Consider the following 15,068-nt stretch of genomic DNA (forward strand, 5'->3'; position numbering starts at 1 on the left):
GCGTAGCTAGCGTGAAGGTTAGTGTTTTTTCAGTTTATCTTTGTGTTTGGTCAGCTGACGGGCCAGTTTATCGATCAGCCCGTCAATTGCCGCATACATATCTTCCGCTTCCGACGTGGCGTGCAGCTCGCCACCGTTCACGTGGAGTGTTGCGTCAGCCACCTGCGTGACTTTCTCAACCTTCAGGACAATATAGACCTGATTGATATGTTCAAAATAGTGTTCCAGTTTGGCAAATTTACCGCTGACGAATTCACGTAAAGGTGGCGTGATTTCAACATGTTGCCCGGTCAGGTTCAGCTGCATAGGTCTTCCTTCTCATTTCTTTCAAACCAGCTGTTTACGCTGGTTCGATGGCGGGATGGATAAAGACTCACGATATTTGGCGACGGTACGCCGTGCCACCATGATCCCCTGATCAGATAACATGGAGGTCAGTTTACTGTCGCTCAAGGGTTTGGCTGGATTTTCCGCCGAAATTAATTTCTTCACCAGAGCACGGATCGCGGTAGAGGAGGCTTCACCGCCACCTTCCGTATTAACGTGGCTGGAGAAAAAGTACTTCAGTTCAAAAATGCCACGCGGGCTGTGCAAATACTTCTGCGTGGTCACACGGGAAATGGTCGATTCGTGCATCTCAACAGCCTGGGCGATATCGGCCAGCACCATCGGACGCATAAATTCTTCACCCTGCTCAAAGAACGCCTGCTGCTGCTCAACGATACAGCGCGTGACTTTAAGCAGCGTGTCATTGCGGCTTTCCAGACTCTTAATCAGCCAGCGCGCTTCCTGCAGATTACTGCGAATGAACTGGCTGTCGCTGTCATTGCGCGTTGCACCGCCCATTGCCGCATAGTGCTGGTTGATTTTCAGACGAGGCACGCTGTCGGCATTGAGCTCAACCGTCCAGCGGTTGCCGACCTTACGCACCAGCACATCGGGGATAACATATTCCGGCTCGCCGGTGTTGATGGACTGACCCGGCCGCGGGTCCAGCGACTGAATCAGCAGCATCGCCTCTTTCAGCACCTCTTCTTTGAGGCGCGTGACGCGCATCAGGCTACGGAAGTCGTGATTGGCCAGCAGGTCGAGATGTTCGCTGACAATCAGGCGTGCTTCAGTCAGCATCGGCGTTTCTGGCGCATACTGGGAGAGCTGAACCAGCAGACAGTCACGCAAATCACGTGCGCCCACACCGATCGGGTCAAAGCGCTGGATGCGTTTCAGCACCGCCTCAATCTCATCCGCTTCAAGCTCATCATTGCCGATGCTGTCGAGGATCTCCTCAAGCGAGACGGTGAGATATCCGGTGTCATCGATAGCATCGACGATAGAGGTCGCAATCGCGCGGTCGGTATCGCTGAAAGGCGTCAATTCGACCTGCCACATCAGGTAATCCTGCAGTGACTGCGTGGTTTCGCCCTGATAGACCGGCAACTCATCATCCTGATAATCGGTACCGGTGCCGGAAGGGGTGCCAGCGGTGTAGATTTCATCCCAGGTGGCATCCAGCGGCAGCTCATCAGGCATCTCTTTCTGCTCAAGCGCTTCACGGGTATCCAGCGCTTCGGCTTCTGACGATTCCCGGGAGTCAATCTCGTCATGCAGATCGGTCTGCTCAAGCAGGGGATTACTTTCCAGTGCAAGCTGTAACTCCTGCTGGAGTTCAAGCGTGGAGAGTTGCAGCAGACGAATCGCCTGCTGCAATTGTGGAGTCATTGCCAGCTGTTGGCTGAACCTGAGTTGTAAACCTTGCTTCATAGACAGGATGGTAGTTCCCAGGTAAATATCGGTATTAACGACACCTTATCAGAGTCTGAACTCTTCACCCAAATAAACCCGCTTAACCTGCTCATCCGCAAGAATTTCATTGGGTGTACCATGCGCAATCAGGTGGCCCTGGCTGACGATATAGGCCCGCTCACAGACCGCTAACGTTTCGCGCACGTTATGGTCGGTAATCAAAACGCCGAGGCCGCTGTCACGCAGATGCTCAATGATCTTCTTGATGTCGATAACGGAAATAGGGTCAACACCGGCAAAAGGTTCATCCAGCAGAATAAACTTAGGATTGGCAGCCAGCGCGCGGGCAATCTCAACACGACGTCGTTCACCACCCGACAGTGCCTGACCCATGCTGTCACGCAGGTGCTCGATGTGGAACTCTTCCATCAGCTCACGGGCGCGATCCTGGCGTTGCTCTTCGGTGAGGTCATCACGGATCTGCAGTACCGCCATCAGGTTATCGTAGACGCTGAGGCGACGGAAGATCGATGCCTCCTGCGGCAGATAACCGATGCCGCGACGCGCACGCGCATGCAGCGGTAGGATACTGATGTCTTCATCATCAATGACAATGCGGCCAGCGTCACGCGGCACAATGCCCACCACCATGTAAAAGGTGGTGGTTTTACCGGCTCCGTTCGGACCCAGCAGGCCGACAATCTCGCCGGATTTTACCTGCAGGCTGACATCTTCTACCACGCGACGGCCTTTATATGCCTTCGCCAGGTTTTCTGCGATTAATGTGGCCATAGCTATCAGTTACTCTTCTTTCCGCTGTTGGACGAACCTTTATCCTGAAGTTGCGACGGCACCAGTACGGTCGTGACGCGCTTGTTCTGGCCCTGGCTGTAAGCCTGCATTTTCTGCTCTTTCACCAGATAGGTAATACGATCGCCTTTGATGTTGCTGTCCTGCTGCTCAATGAACGCATTGCCGGTCAGTTCAACGAAATCGTTGGCCAGTTCGTAGTGCAGTTTAGCGGCATGGCCCTGAACCGGCTTGCCGCTGTCCTGCATCTGATAGAAAGTGGCGGGATTACCGTAGGCGTCAACGATGGTTTTCTTGCTGTCGCCGCCCGGACGGGTCACCACGACTTTATCGGCCGTGATTTTGATAGAGCCCTGCGTCACGATGACATTGCCGGTAAAGGTCGCGACATTGCCCTGCAAATCCAGCGCCTGATTCTGCGAGTCAATATTGACGGGTTTGTCCGAGTCACCGGTCAGGGCCAGCGCCGGAACGCTGGTTGCCAGTAACATGCTGGCCAGTAAAATCTTCAGGCTATTTTTGTTCATTTTGAATTTCATAAGAGGTTTTGACCTTCTCGATTAACTCGGCGTTTTTTGTCCGTAAATTGCCGCGCATTTTCATGCCGGTGGAGTTAAAGCTGCGGCCATACAATGTCACCTGGTCATCAGAGGTAACGTCCTGAGTGACAAGGTTAATCTGTGCATTATCGGTTTTGATCCGCTCAAGCTGGGAATCCTGCGTCAGCGTATTCAGCTCAACATGGCCATACAGATAAAGCATACGATCTTTGGTGAGCTTTGCTTTATCTGCGCGTAACGTCCAGGTAGGAATTTTATTCTCATCAAAGGTGGTCATTACCGGATTGTCGAACCAGCTCAGCTCGTCATCAGAGAAATAGGTCACTTTGTCAGAGACCAGTTTATAGGACAGCGCGCCCTGCGGGTTATACACCACAGTGTGAGAATCATCACTGGTATAGGTCGGCGACTGACTATCCGTCCCGACTGGCGTGCCATCGCCATCCTGGTTGGTAAGATTCCAGCCGATCAAAACCAGTGCAATCAAGGTCAGAATCAGCGTTATCCAACGCCTGCTTTTACTCATACTGATTGCCCTTTGGCATCCTCAAATTTGTTCTGCGCCATTAAGATCAGGTCACATACTTCGCGTACCGCGCCGCGTCCACCCGCAATCCGCGTAACATACTGCGCGCGCGGCAACAGGATCGGATGTGCATCCGCTACCGCCACGCTTAATCCCACTTTCGCCATCACCGGCCAGTCGATCAGGTCGTCACCGATATAGGCGACCTGATCATCAGAGAGAGACAGTTTATCCAGAAGTTCACGATAGGCCAAAAGCTTATCCGATTGTCCCTGATAAAGATGGCGGATGCCGAGCGTTTTGCAGCGATCTTCCATCAGACGGGCATTGCGGCCAGTAATAATAGCCACTTCCACATCGGCGGTCAGCAAACAGCGTACACCGTAACCATCCCGCACGTTGAAGGCTTTCAGCTCTTCACCCTTGTTTCCCATGTAGATCACCCCGTCGGACATGACGCCATCGACGTCGCAGATCAGCAGACGAATGTTGCTGGCGCGCGCCATGACGTCAGCACTGACCGGTCCATAGCAGGTGTCAATCGTGGGCGTTACCTGTTGCATTTTTTTTTCCTGTTCAGACTACGCCAGCGCGCAGCATGTCATGCATATGTACCACACCGAGCAGATGGTCGTCATCGGCCACCAGAATCGAGGTAATGTTTTTGGTCTGCATCAGGTTCAGGGCTTCAACCGCCAGCATATTTGGCCGGACGCGGATGCCACCTGGCGTCATCACTTCCCCGATGGTGGCGCGCTGAAAATCGATGCCCATATCAAAGATGCGGCGCAGGTCACCATCGGTAAAGATACCTTCAATTTTCATCAGACCGTCGACGATAACCGTCAGGCCCAGATTTTTGCGGGTAATCTCCAGCAGCGCATCACGCAGTGAGGCGTCACGGGTGACGTGCGGCAGCTCATCGCCGCTGTGCATGATATCCGCTACATGCAGCAGCAGTTTGCGGCCCAGCGCACCGCCAGGGTGGGAGAGGGCGAAATCTTCCGCCGTGAATCCACGTGCTTCCAGCAGCGAAACCGCCAGCGCATCGCCCATCACCAGTGTGGCTGTGGTACTGGTGGTTGGCGCAAGGCCTAACGGGCAGGCTTCCTGCGGAACATGGACACACAGATGCACATCGGCAACCCGGCCCATCGCGCTGTCAGGCCGTCCTGTCATGCAGATCAGCGCAATGTGCTGACGTTTTAACACCGGAATCAGCGCGAGGATTTCATTCGACTCACCGCTGTTAGAGATGGCGATCACCACATCATTTTTGCTCACCATGCCCAGGTCGCCATGGCTGGCTTCGGCCGGATGAACAAAAAAGGCTGGCGTACCGGTACTGGCAAAGGTCGCCGCCATTTTTTTGCCGATATGACCAGACTTACCCATGCCCATCACGACCACTTTACCCTGACAGGCGTAGATCAGGGCACAGGCGCGGGCGAAATCGCCATTAATATATTGATCGAGCTGTTCCAGTCCTTCACGCTCGATGCGCAGGACGGTTTTCCCCGCCTGCTGAAAATCAAATGCTGTTGGTTGCTGATATGACATAGTGAGTCTGTCCTTGTTAGCCGTCCATGAATGCCGGCTGCATCCACAGCAGCGTCACCCAGACGAAGAAACCACAGAGTAAAATCAGGCCGGCGATGCGGCCAACGCGTCGGCGACGCAGCAGGCAGAGCAGGGCAAACAGCACGCTGACGCCCAGCATCACCCAGTAATCACGAGCAAAGGCGTGATAGTCGATACTGCCGGGGTGAATCAGCGCCGGCAGGCCCAGCACGATGGCAATATTATAAATGTTGGCACCGATCAGATTGCCGATCGCGATATCATCTTCACCTTTCAGCGCCCCGGCAATCACCGTCGCCAGTTCAGGCAGGCTGGTGCCTACGGCGATGAGCGTCAGGCCCATTACCAGTTCGCTGACGCCAAAGTAGTCGGCAAAGGCGGTGGCATTGTCGATTACCATCCGGGTCGACATCGGCAGAATTATCAGCGCGACGGCCAGCCAGAGAAAGGCCACCGTGTTTCCGCTCTCTTCGCGGGGAAGCTCGGCCAGCTGCTCGCGGGTCAGGGTGTCGTTGTTGTCCCGTTCTGCTTTACGCGCAATCCGAATCACCACCATCAGATAAATAGCGGCGATGGCGATCAGGCCAATTCCATCCAGTCGACTAAGCTGATTGTCAAACAGCATGAAGCCGCTGAGCAGGGTAACCAGCAACATCAACGGTAGTTCACGGCGTATCAGATTAGAATGGACGCTGAGTGGATGCATGAGCGCAGCGGCACCCAGAATGAGTAAAATGTTGGTAATATTCGAGCCGAGCGCGGTGCCAACTGCCAGATCCATCTGGCCATGCTGGGCCGCGGAAAAGGAGAGGATCATTTCTGGCAGCGAGGTGCCGATGCTGACAACGGTCATGCCAATGATCAGCGGCGGAATGCCAAAGGATCGACACAATATAGAGGCGCTAAACACCAGACGATCGGCACCATATGCCAGTAAAAGCAAACCGATAATCAGCAGTGCAGAAGCTACGAACATGAAAAATCCTTGCGTAAAAACCCGGGCCGGCAATGCCTTTACCGACCGGTTTAAGGTTCTGTTTGGCGAGACAGCCGCTGATTTTGACCGTCTGAACGGCAAAAGTAAATTTAATGACCATTTTCGCCAAATCTTAGCGGTAAGTTTCTGTAAAGCTATCGTGAATCAGGACCGAACAGGCTACCATCGTACCCCATGTTTACGCCCGATCCTTACAAGAGGTAATAATGATCCAGCAGCAAACGAATCTGGTTGAGGTTCGTGGCGTGAGTTTTTCGCGCGGAGATCGCACCATCTTCGACGACATTTCGCTGACCGTGCCGAAAGGCAAAGTGACGGCGATAATGGGACCGTCGGGGATAGGGAAAACCACTCTGCTACGCTTGATTGGGGGGCAACTTCAGCCGACCCGCGGTGACATCTTTTTCCGTGGCGAAAACATTCCGTCATTGTCGCGCGCTAAATTGTATGAAGTGCGCAAGAAGATGAGCATGCTGTTCCAGTCTGGCGCGCTATTTACTGACTTAACGGTCTATGAAAATGTCGCCTGGCCGCTGCGTGAACATACCCGTCTTCCCGCCCCTATTCTGCACAGCACGGTATTAATGAAGCTGGAAGCCGTGGGGCTGCGTGGCGCAGCTCAACTGAAACCGGCTGAGCTGTCGGGCGGAATGGCGCGTCGTGTGGCGCTGGCGCGCGCGATTGCGCTTGAGCCGGAACTGATCATGTTTGATGAGCCTTTTGTCGGTCAGGATCCCATCACCATGGGTGTGCTGGTCAAACTCATTGATGAACTGAACCATGCTCTGGGCCTGACCTGTATTGTGGTCTCGCACGACGTACCGGAAGTACTGAGTATTGCGGACTATGCCTATATCGTGGCCGGACAAAAAATTATCGCACACGGCACCACGCCGGAACTGCGAGAGAATAACGACCCGCGCGTGCGCCAGTTTATTGATGGCCATGCGGATGGTCCGGTTCCCTTCCGTTTTCCTGCCGGCGACTATCTCGCTGATTTAACCGGCTCAGGGAGTAACTAAACAGATGGTCTTGAAGGCGCTGGCGTCATTCGGTCGTCAGGGAATTGAAACGTGCGCCAGTTTTGGACGCGCAGGATTAATGCTGTTTCACGCGCTGGTAGGAAAACCCGCGTTCCGCAGACACTCGCCGCTACTGATTAAACAGCTCTATAGTGTTGGCGTGTTGTCGTTACTGATTATTGTGGTGTCGGGCCTGTTTATCGGCATGGTACTGGGACTGCAGGGTTATCTGGTACTGACCACTTACGGTGCTGAAACCAGTCTGGGTATGCTGGTGGCGCTGTCGTTGCTGCGTGAGCTGGGGCCGGTCGTGACCGCGCTGCTGTTTGCCGGACGGGCAGGCTCGGCCCTAACGGCTGAAATCGGTCTGATGAAAGCCACTGAACAGCTCTCCAGTATGGAGATGATGGCGGTGGATCCGTTACGCCGCGTTGTCTCACCGCGCTTCTGGGCCGGCTTTATCAGCATGCCGCTGCTGACAATGATCTTTACCGCTGTAGGTATCGCAGGCGGTGCGCTGGTTGGCGTGAGCTGGAAGGGGATCGATCCCGGCTTCTTCTGGTCAGCGATGCAGAACGCGGTCGATTTCCGAACCGACGTCGTGAACTGCATCATCAAAAGCGCCGTATTTGCTGTGACAGTCACCTGGATTGCCCTCTTTAATGGCTATGACGCGATTCCCACTTCTGAAGGGATCAGTCGCGCGACAACGCGTACCGTAGTACATGCTTCACTGGCGGTGCTCGGGTTGGATTTTGTGCTGACAGCACTGATGTTTGGGAATTGATGCAATGCAAAGCAAAAAAAGCGAAATCTGGGTTGGCATTTTTATGATTATGGCGTTACTGGCGGCGCTGTTTCTCGCGCTGCGTGTCGCCGATTTAAAGTCGATGGGCACGGAGCCGACGTGGAAACTCTACGCCACCTTTGACAATATCGGCGGCCTGAAGGCCAGTTCGCCGGTCAAAATCGGCGGTGTGGTGATTGGCCGGGTGACCGACATCGAGCTGGAGCCGAAAACGCTGCTGCCGCGTGTCACCATGGAGATCAGCGATCAGTATGCGAATAAAATTTCAGACACCAGCTCGCTGGCTGTCCGTACTCAGGGCCTGCTGGGTGAGCAATTCCTGGCGCTGAACTTAGGCTTTGACGATCCTGAACTCGGTTCGGCGATGCTGAAAGATGGCGATACGCTGCGCGATACGAAGTCAGCGATGGTGCTTGAAGATCTGATCGGCCAGTTCCTTTATAAGAGCGGCGATAACAAACAAAAAAATGACAACAAGGATGCGCAGGAAGGCGACAGTGCTGCACCTGCGGTACCGGCTCAACCTTAAAGAAGAGGGTATACCATGTTTAAACGTTTACTGATGATTGCTATGCTGGTGGTTGCAGTACCGCTGACGGCGACCGCAGCCGATCAGAGCAATCCCTACAAACTGATGAACGAAGCGGCGCAGAAGACGTTCACCCGTCTGAAAAATGAGCAGCCGAAAATCAAGCAGGATCCGAACTACCTGCGTCAGATTGTTCGTCAGGAGCTGCTGCCCTATGTACAGATTAAATATGCAGGCGCATTAGTGCTGGGCCGCTACTACCGTGATTCAACACCGGCTCAGCGCGAAGCTTACTTCAGCGCCTTTGGTGACTATCTGGCGCAGGCTTATGGTCAGGCGCTGGCGCTCTATAATGGCCAGAGCTATCAGATTCAGCCTGAGCAGCCGTTAGGCGATGCCCAGATCGTCGCTATTCGTGTTTCCATTATTGACCCAAATGGCCGTCCGCCAGTTCGCCTTGATTTCCAGTGGCGTAAAAACAGCCAGAGCGGTAACTGGCAGGCTTATGACATGATCGCTGAAGGCGTCAGCATGATCACCACCAAACAAAATGAGTGGAGCGATCTGTTACGTACTAAAGGTATCGACGGTCTGACAGCGCAACTGAAATCCTCTGCGGCACAGCCGATCACGCTGGATAAACAACAATAATGCACGAATCGTTACGCTGGGAGCGGGAAGCCAGCACGCTATTACTGAAAGGCGAACTGGATCGCGACACGTTGATGAGCCTGTGGCAGCAACGTGAGACGCTGATTAAAGATGTCGATACCATCGATGTTGCGGCGCTTGAGCGTGTTGACTCTTCCGGTCTCGCCCTGCTGGTGCACCTGCGGGAAATCGCCCGGGCACAGGGCATTACTCCACGCTTTACGGGTATCAGCGACAAACTGCACTCGCTGATTACGCTTTACAATCTGCAACAGATTATTGTTTCTGCGGATAAAAGCGCCTGATTTCCGGTTGTTATGCTAAGCCCCTGTTTTCAACAGGGGCTTTTGCGTATTTAAGAGTCAGCCGCTTTCCTCTACTATGTCAGCCTTATTATTATTAAGTGAAGTTAAGCCCAATGGAAAACAGTGAAATTCAGGCCGTGCTGATGGCCGCATTGCCTTTAGACGAAGTTCATGTGATGAGCAACGATGGCAGCCATTTTCAGGTGATCGCCGTAGGCGAACTGTTTGGCGAACTGAGCCGCGTGAAAAAGCAGCAGGCTGTCTATGCGCCGCTGATGGAGTTCATCGCGGATAACCGCATGCATGCTGTCTCTATCAAAACCTATACTCCCGCTGAATGGGCGCGTGACCGTAAACTCAACGGTTTCTGATCCCGCAGCGTAGTGAACTCGCCGTGGGCGAGTCCAATCTTTAGCTAGTTAATTGAGAGCCGTGTTAATGGAAAAATTTCGTGTGCAAGGCCCCACCCGCTTAAGTGGTGAAGTCACCATTTCCGGGGCGAAGAACGCCGCACTTCCTATTCTGTTTGCTGCCCTGCTGGCCGAAGAGCCGGTAGAGATCCAGAATGTGCCAAAGCTGCGCGACATTGATACCACCATGAAGCTGCTGAGCCAGCTGGGTGCGAAGGTGGAACGCAACGGTTCTGTGCATGTCGATGCCAGCGCGGTAGATGTCTTTTGTGCCCCTTACGATCTGGTCAAAACCATGCGAGCCTCAATCTGGGCGCTGGGCCCGCTGGTGGCACGTTTTGGTCAGGGTCAGGTTTCCCTGCCGGGTGGCTGTGCGATTGGTGCGCGTCCGGTTGACCTGCATATCACCGGTCTGGAACAGCTGGGTGCCGAGATCAAGCTGGAAGAGGGCTATGTCAAAGCGTCAGTCAATGGCCGTCTGAAAGGCGCGCTGATTGTCATGGACAAAATCAGCGTTGGCGCAACCGTGACCATCATGAGTGCTGCGACGCTGGCGACCGGTACTACCGTGATTGAAAATGCGGCCCGCGAGCCGGAAATTGTGGATACCGCCAACTTCCTTAACACCCTGGGCGCTAAAATTAGTGGCGCAGGCAGCGATAAAATCACCATCGAAGGCGTAGAGCGCCTGGGTGGCGGTGTTTATACCGTCCTGCCCGATCGTATCGAAACCGGTACCTTCCTGGTGGCTGCCGCGATTTCGGGCGGCAAAGTGATGTGTCACAAAACTCAGCCCGATACGCTGGATGCAGTGCTGGCGAAGCTGCGTGATGCGGGTGCCGATATCGAAACCGGTGAAGACTGGATCAGTCTGGATATGCACGGCAAGCGACCAAAAGCGGTCAACGTGCGCACCGCACCGCATCCGGGGTTCCCGACCGATATGCAGGCGCAGTTCACTCTGTTAAACATGGTTGCGGAAGGCACGGGCGTGATTACCGAAACCATCTTTGAAAACCGTTTCATGCATATCCCGGAACTGATTCGTATGGGTGGACATGCTGAGATTGAGAGCAACACGGCGATCTGTCACGGGGTTGAAACCCTGTCAGGTGCGCAGGTGATGGCGACCGATTTGCGTGCGTCTGCCAGTCTGGTTCTGGCGGGTTGCATTGCGGAAGGCACGACGTTCGTTGATCGCATTTATCACATCGATCGTGGCTATGAGCACATTGAAGATAAGCTGAAGGCGATGGGCGCGAACATCGAGCGCGTCAGCGAAGAGTAATCCTGCAAATGCACTGAAATAGCCAGCCCCCGCGGGGGCTGGTTTTTTTCGCCTGAGGATCGTCAGAGATCTCAGGGGTTATCCGTCTGATCGGCAGGCGTCCGGATGCGTTTTCTGCGATCCAGCAGGCAGTTTGTATCGGGATCGTAATAGCGGCTGGGCCAGATCTCACTGGGGTGAACCTTGATCGCGTCGGCGATCAGCCATTCACCTTTGGGCCATGGACGCGTCAGTGCATTCGCCAGCGTGGATGAACTCAGGCCTGCTGCGCGTGACAGCGCTGCCAGCGTCATACCACGCTTATGCAGTGCCGCGATAATGTCAGCCGGGTGCCAGTCTTCCTTTATTTTTTGCATAACCTGTTCTCCTTTTCCTTGTCATTGCATCATCCAGCGAGACGCTGGCTTTCCTTTTACCATTATCTGGAAATAGTCAGAATTTTATAGCAAATGTTTCCTGTTAGTTTCCAGTAATATTTGGATCCCGCGTCTGGTCTGTGTGGTGGCACGCAACAGGAGTGCAATAGCTAAGAGGGAACAAAAAGAAATGAGAGCAGGGTCGTAAAAACGGAGCCCGGCAGGCTCCGTGAGGGATCAGAAGTCGCGCTGAACAGACATGTGTGCCAGCGACTCCAGCGCGCTGCGCCAGGGGGATTCAGGCAGAATCCGCAAGGCTTCAATCGCTTTATCCGCTTCCTGTTCCGCGCGACTGCGCGTCCATTCCAGCGAACCACACTGATTCATCGCTTCCAGCACTGGCTCCAGCAGATGGCGGCCATTTCCCTGCTCGATGGCTTCACGGATCATCTTCGCCTGTTCAGGCGAGCCGTGCTGCATGGCATGCAGCAGCGGCAGCGTCGGTTTGCCTTCGCTCAGGTCATCGCCGGTATTTTTACCCAGCGTCTCGCCGTCAGCACTGTAATCCAGCAAATCGTCAATTAACTGGAAAGCGGTACCCAGATAGCGCCCATAATCCTGCAGCGCTTTTTCCTCTTCAGGCGTCGCTTCAGCCAGTATCGCCGAGGCCTGTGAGGCCGCTTCAAACAGGCGCGCGGTCTTACTGTAAATCACGCGCATGTAGCTCTCTTCGGTGATGTCCGGGTCGTTGACGTTCATTAGCTGCAGGACTTCGCCTTCAGCAATCACGTTTACCGCCTCTGACATCAGCGCCAGGATACGCAGCGACCCCATGCTGGTCATCATCTGGAAGGCGCGGGTGTAAATAAAATCACCGACCAGCACGCTTGCCGCATTGCCAAACGCCGCGTTCGCGGTCGCTTTGCCACGACGCATATCGGATTCATCCACGACATCGTCATGCAGCAGCGTGGCGGTGTGGATAAATTCGATCAGCGCCGCATTGGTCACGTGCAGGTCGCCCTTGTAGCCCATGGCACGTGCAGATAGCACGGCAATCATGGGACGGATACGCTTGCCCCCGCCACTGATGATGTAGTAGCCCAACTGGTTGATGAGCGAGACATCCGAATTCAGCTGGTCGAGGATGGTCTGGTTAACGGCAGCCATATCCTGTGCGGTTAATTCATTAATCTGTTCTAAGTTCATTCGTCTTTTCAGCTATGACTCGTTATCTCTGCCATGGTAAGTGGTTTACCCAGCCAGCGTTCAGGTAATCTGTTACTGATTGTACTTGAATTTTGTGCCTGAGAAACGGTTGCATTCAGCCTGTGTTTTTTTTCTGCAAGAGTGTGCAAAGTGCTCTTGTCTTCTTCTGGAGTTTTGCGTAGAATTCGCGCCCTATTGTGAATATTTAGCGCGCCGCCTGATGAACTAAAAGGCAAGCGCAGAAGCGGAGTTTTATATGTACGCGGTTTTCCAAAGTGGTGGTAAACAACACCGAGTAAGCGAAGGTCAGACCGTTCGCCTGGAAAAGCTGGACATCGCAACCGGTGAAACGATTGAGTTTGACCAGGTTCTGATGATTGCTAATGGCGAAGACGTGAAAATCGGCGCGCCACTGGTTTCAGGCGGAATGATCAAGGCAGAAGTTGTTGCTCACGGTCGTGGCGAGAAAATTAAGATTGTTAAGTTTCGTCGTCGTAAGCACTACCGTAAGCAAGCAGGCCATCGCCAGTGGTTCACTGATGTGAAAATCACTGGTATCACGGCGTAAGAGGAGATCTGACAAATGGCACATAAAAAGGCTGGTGGTTCGACTCGAAATGGTCGTGACTCCAATGCAAAACGTCTGGGTGTAAAACGTTTCGGTGGCGAATCTGTTCTGGCAGGTAGCATCATCGTTCGTCAGCGTGGCACCAAATTCCACGCCGGTACCAATGTAGGTTGTGGTCGTGACCACACCCTGTTTGCTACCGCAGACGGTAAAGTACAGTTCGAAGTTAAAGGTCCGAACAACCGTAAATACATCAGCATCGTTGCTGAGTAAGGTTGTCGTGACGCAGACGTCGGACGTCTGAACGCACGAATTGAAGGCCCCGCAGCTCCTGCGGGGCTTTTTACATTCTGCGGTCTGTCGCGGTAAAAGCGACGCATCACAAAAGTTTGCTGTACACTTTGTGTACGCACTGGCGAAAGCCAATCCTGATTTATCCGCCGCTGGTCAGCGCAGAAGACCCTGGCGGACCCGTCTGCAGAGTGCTGCAGGCGATTGTGTGACGGAGATTTAAAAATGAAGTTTGTTGATGAAGCGACAATTCTGGTCGTCGCCGGTGATGGCGGTAATGGTTGCGTCAGCTTCCGCCGCGAAAAATATATTCCGAGAGGCGGCCCTGATGGGGGTGATGGTGGTGACGGCGGTGACGTTTATCTGATCGCTGATGAAAACCTCAATACCCTTATCGATTATCGTTTCGAAAAATCTTTCCGCGCCGAACGTGGGCAGAACGGCCAGAGCCGCGACTGTACCGGTAAACGCGGTAAGGATATCGAAGTTAAAGTGCCGGTCGGCACCCGGGTTATCGACCAGGGTACCGGTGAGACACTCGGCGACATGACGCGCCACGGCCAGAAATTGATGGTCGGTAAAGGCGGCTGGCATGGCCTGGGCAACACCCGTTTCAAATCGTCAGTGAACCGCAGTCCGCGCCAGAAAACCATGGGTACCCCAGGTGAAAAGCGTGACCTGCAGCTGGAGCTGATGCTGCTGGCGGACGTCGGGATGCTGGGCTTACCGAATGCCGGTAAATCGACCTTTATTCGTGCCGTCTCGGCAGCCAAACCTAAAGTAGCGGACTATCCGTTTACCACCCTGGTGCCAAGCCTGGGCGTGGTGCGTATGGACAGCGAGCAGAGCTTCGTCGTGGCCGATATCCCGGGTCTGATTGAAGGCGCAGCAGAGGGCGCAGGCCTCGGCATTCGCTTCCTGAAGCATCTGGAACGCTGCCGCGTATTGCTTCACCTGATCGACATCGACCCCATTGATGAAAGCGATCCGGTTGAAAATGCCCGTATCATCCTCGGCGAGCTGGAAAAATACAGCGAGAAGCTGTTCAACAAACCACGCTGGCTGGTCTTCAACAAAATTGATCTGATCAGTGAAGAAGAAGCGCAGTCACGGGCGAAAGCGGTTGCTGAAGCGCTGGGCTGGAAAGATAAGTATTACCTGATCTCTGCCGCAAGCCAGACCGGCGTCAAAGAACTCTGCTGGGACGTGATGAGCTTCATCAACGCTAACCCGAAAGAAGCGGAGCTTGAAGAGAAGCAGCCGGAGAAAGTGGAATTCATGTGGGATGATTACCACAAAGAAACCATTGAAAACACGGTCGAAGTGGAAGATGAAGAGTGGGATGACGACTGGGATGATGAAGACGACGAAGGCGTTGAAATTATCTATCAGCGTTAACAGAACGCCTGCTACA

The 15,068-nt window shown here is 53.9% G+C and carries 21 protein-coding genes; 11 read left to right on the top strand and 10 right to left on the bottom strand.

Features of this window, described 5'->3' with window-relative positions:
- Positions 1-18: 18 nt before the first annotated feature.
- Genes hpf through FA92_RS00505 form a run of 8 tightly spaced genes read right to left on the bottom strand, consistent with a single transcriptional unit; the run spans position 19 to position 6,196 of the window.
- Positions 19-306 (bottom strand): ribosome hibernation promoting factor, encoded by a 288-nt coding sequence (gene hpf / locus FA92_RS00470; RefSeq protein WP_013359877.1) that lies wholly within the window; start codon positions 304-306, stop codon positions 19-21.
- A 21-nt stretch (positions 307-327) separates the two neighbouring features.
- Positions 328-1,761, bottom strand: a complete 1,434-nt coding sequence (rpoN, locus tag FA92_RS00475; RefSeq protein WP_033781624.1) for an RNA polymerase factor sigma-54 — start codon at positions 1,759-1,761, stop codon at positions 328-330.
- 48 nt (positions 1,762-1,809) lie between these two features.
- Positions 1,810-2,535, bottom strand: coding sequence for an LPS export ABC transporter ATP-binding protein (gene lptB / locus FA92_RS00480; protein ID WP_009092467.1), 726 nt, complete (start codon positions 2,533-2,535; stop codon positions 1,810-1,812).
- A 5-nt stretch (positions 2,536-2,540) separates the two neighbouring features.
- Positions 2,541-3,092 (bottom strand): lipopolysaccharide ABC transporter substrate-binding protein LptA, encoded by a 552-nt coding sequence (gene lptA / locus FA92_RS00485; protein ID WP_013359879.1) that lies wholly within the window; start codon positions 3,090-3,092, stop codon positions 2,541-2,543.
- Positions 3,067-3,639 carry an LPS export ABC transporter periplasmic protein LptC gene (gene lptC, locus FA92_RS00490; RefSeq protein WP_013359880.1) on the bottom strand — a complete coding sequence of 191 codons (573 nt, stop codon included), beginning with the start codon at positions 3,637-3,639 and terminating at the stop codon, positions 3,067-3,069. The genes lptA and lptC overlap by 26 nt, the downstream gene beginning before the upstream one ends.
- Positions 3,636-4,202 carry a 3-deoxy-manno-octulosonate-8-phosphatase KdsC gene (kdsC, locus tag FA92_RS00495; protein WP_013359881.1) on the bottom strand — a complete coding sequence of 189 codons (567 nt, stop codon included), beginning with the start codon at positions 4,200-4,202 and terminating at the stop codon, positions 3,636-3,638. Before kdsC ends, lptC begins: the two co-directional genes overlap by 4 nt.
- A 13-nt stretch (positions 4,203-4,215) precedes the next feature.
- Positions 4,216-5,199 carry an arabinose-5-phosphate isomerase KdsD gene (gene kdsD / locus FA92_RS00500; protein ID WP_033781625.1) on the bottom strand — a complete coding sequence of 328 codons (984 nt, stop codon included), beginning with the start codon at positions 5,197-5,199 and terminating at the stop codon, positions 4,216-4,218.
- 16 nt (positions 5,200-5,215) lie between these two features.
- Positions 5,216-6,196, bottom strand: a complete 981-nt coding sequence (locus tag FA92_RS00505; RefSeq protein WP_033731280.1) for a calcium/sodium antiporter — start codon at positions 6,194-6,196, stop codon at positions 5,216-5,218.
- Here FA92_RS00505 and FA92_RS23170 point away from each other — a divergent pair.
- The 8 genes from FA92_RS23170 to murA all read left to right on the top strand — a co-directional run bounded on the left by FA92_RS23170 (position 6,195) and on the right by murA (position 11,230).
- Positions 6,195-6,452, top strand: coding sequence for a hypothetical protein (locus FA92_RS23170; RefSeq protein ID WP_148707093.1), 258 nt, complete (start codon positions 6,195-6,197; stop codon positions 6,450-6,452). The two genes, FA92_RS00505 and FA92_RS23170, sit on opposite strands and share 2 nt — an antisense overlap.
- Complete coding sequence (gene mlaF / locus FA92_RS00510) at positions 6,424-7,239, top strand: phospholipid ABC transporter ATP-binding protein MlaF (RefSeq protein ID WP_033781626.1); 816 nt, start codon at positions 6,424-6,426, stop codon at positions 7,237-7,239. Before FA92_RS23170 ends, mlaF begins: the two co-directional genes overlap by 29 nt.
- A gap of 4 nt (positions 7,240-7,243) precedes the next feature.
- Positions 7,244-8,026: a lipid asymmetry maintenance ABC transporter permease subunit MlaE gene (gene mlaE, locus FA92_RS00515; protein WP_013359885.1), complete on the top strand. Its 783-nt coding sequence runs from the start codon at positions 7,244-7,246 to the stop codon at positions 8,024-8,026.
- 4 nt (positions 8,027-8,030) lie between these two features.
- Positions 8,031-8,576, top strand: coding sequence for an outer membrane lipid asymmetry maintenance protein MlaD (gene mlaD / locus FA92_RS00520; RefSeq protein WP_013359886.1), 546 nt, complete (start codon positions 8,031-8,033; stop codon positions 8,574-8,576).
- Positions 8,577-8,591: 15 nt separating this feature from the next.
- Positions 8,592-9,227 (top strand): phospholipid-binding protein MlaC, encoded by a 636-nt coding sequence (gene mlaC / locus FA92_RS00525; RefSeq protein WP_010251887.1) that lies wholly within the window; start codon positions 8,592-8,594, stop codon positions 9,225-9,227.
- On the top strand, positions 9,227-9,532 hold the full coding sequence (mlaB, locus tag FA92_RS00530) for a lipid asymmetry maintenance protein MlaB (RefSeq protein ID WP_010251883.1): 306 nt from the start codon (positions 9,227-9,229) through the stop codon (positions 9,530-9,532). The genes mlaC and mlaB overlap by 1 nt, the downstream gene beginning before the upstream one ends.
- Before the next feature lie 113 nt (positions 9,533-9,645).
- Positions 9,646-9,903, top strand: coding sequence for a BolA family iron metabolism protein IbaG (ibaG, locus tag FA92_RS00535; protein ID WP_003851098.1), 258 nt, complete (start codon positions 9,646-9,648; stop codon positions 9,901-9,903).
- Positions 9,904-9,970: 67 nt separating this feature from the next.
- Positions 9,971-11,230: a UDP-N-acetylglucosamine 1-carboxyvinyltransferase gene (gene murA, locus FA92_RS00540; RefSeq protein WP_013359888.1), complete on the top strand. Its 1,260-nt coding sequence runs from the start codon at positions 9,971-9,973 to the stop codon at positions 11,228-11,230.
- Between the two features lie 71 nt (positions 11,231-11,301).
- Here the strand turns inward: murA and FA92_RS00545 are convergent, their stop codons facing one another.
- Together FA92_RS00545 and ispB are read right to left on the bottom strand one after the other, a co-directional pair.
- Complete coding sequence (locus FA92_RS00545; RefSeq protein ID WP_033781628.1) at positions 11,302-11,586, bottom strand: helix-turn-helix transcriptional regulator; 285 nt, start codon at positions 11,584-11,586, stop codon at positions 11,302-11,304.
- A gap of 237 nt (positions 11,587-11,823) precedes the next feature.
- On the bottom strand, positions 11,824-12,795 hold the full coding sequence (ispB, locus tag FA92_RS00550; RefSeq protein WP_008925415.1) for an octaprenyl diphosphate synthase: 972 nt from the start codon (positions 12,793-12,795) through the stop codon (positions 11,824-11,826).
- A gap of 256 nt (positions 12,796-13,051) precedes the next feature.
- Here ispB and rplU point away from each other — a divergent pair, with 256 nt between their 5' ends.
- The 3 genes from rplU (at position 13,052) to cgtA (ending at position 15,052) form a co-directional block, all read left to right on the top strand.
- Positions 13,052-13,363 carry a 50S ribosomal protein L21 gene (gene rplU / locus FA92_RS00555; protein WP_008925416.1) on the top strand — a complete coding sequence of 104 codons (312 nt, stop codon included), beginning with the start codon at positions 13,052-13,054 and terminating at the stop codon, positions 13,361-13,363.
- Between the two features lie 15 nt (positions 13,364-13,378).
- Positions 13,379-13,636: a 50S ribosomal protein L27 gene (gene rpmA / locus FA92_RS00560; RefSeq protein WP_003851093.1), complete on the top strand. Its 258-nt coding sequence runs from the start codon at positions 13,379-13,381 to the stop codon at positions 13,634-13,636.
- A 243-nt stretch (positions 13,637-13,879) separates the two neighbouring features.
- Positions 13,880-15,052: an Obg family GTPase CgtA gene (gene cgtA, locus FA92_RS00565; RefSeq protein WP_033781631.1), complete on the top strand. Its 1,173-nt coding sequence runs from the start codon at positions 13,880-13,882 to the stop codon at positions 15,050-15,052.
- Positions 15,053-15,068 lie beyond the last annotated feature (16 nt).

The organism is Pantoea sp. 9140, assembly GCF_000745295.1.
Classification (GTDB): Bacteria; Pseudomonadota; Gammaproteobacteria; order Enterobacterales; family Enterobacteriaceae; genus Pantoea; species Pantoea vagans.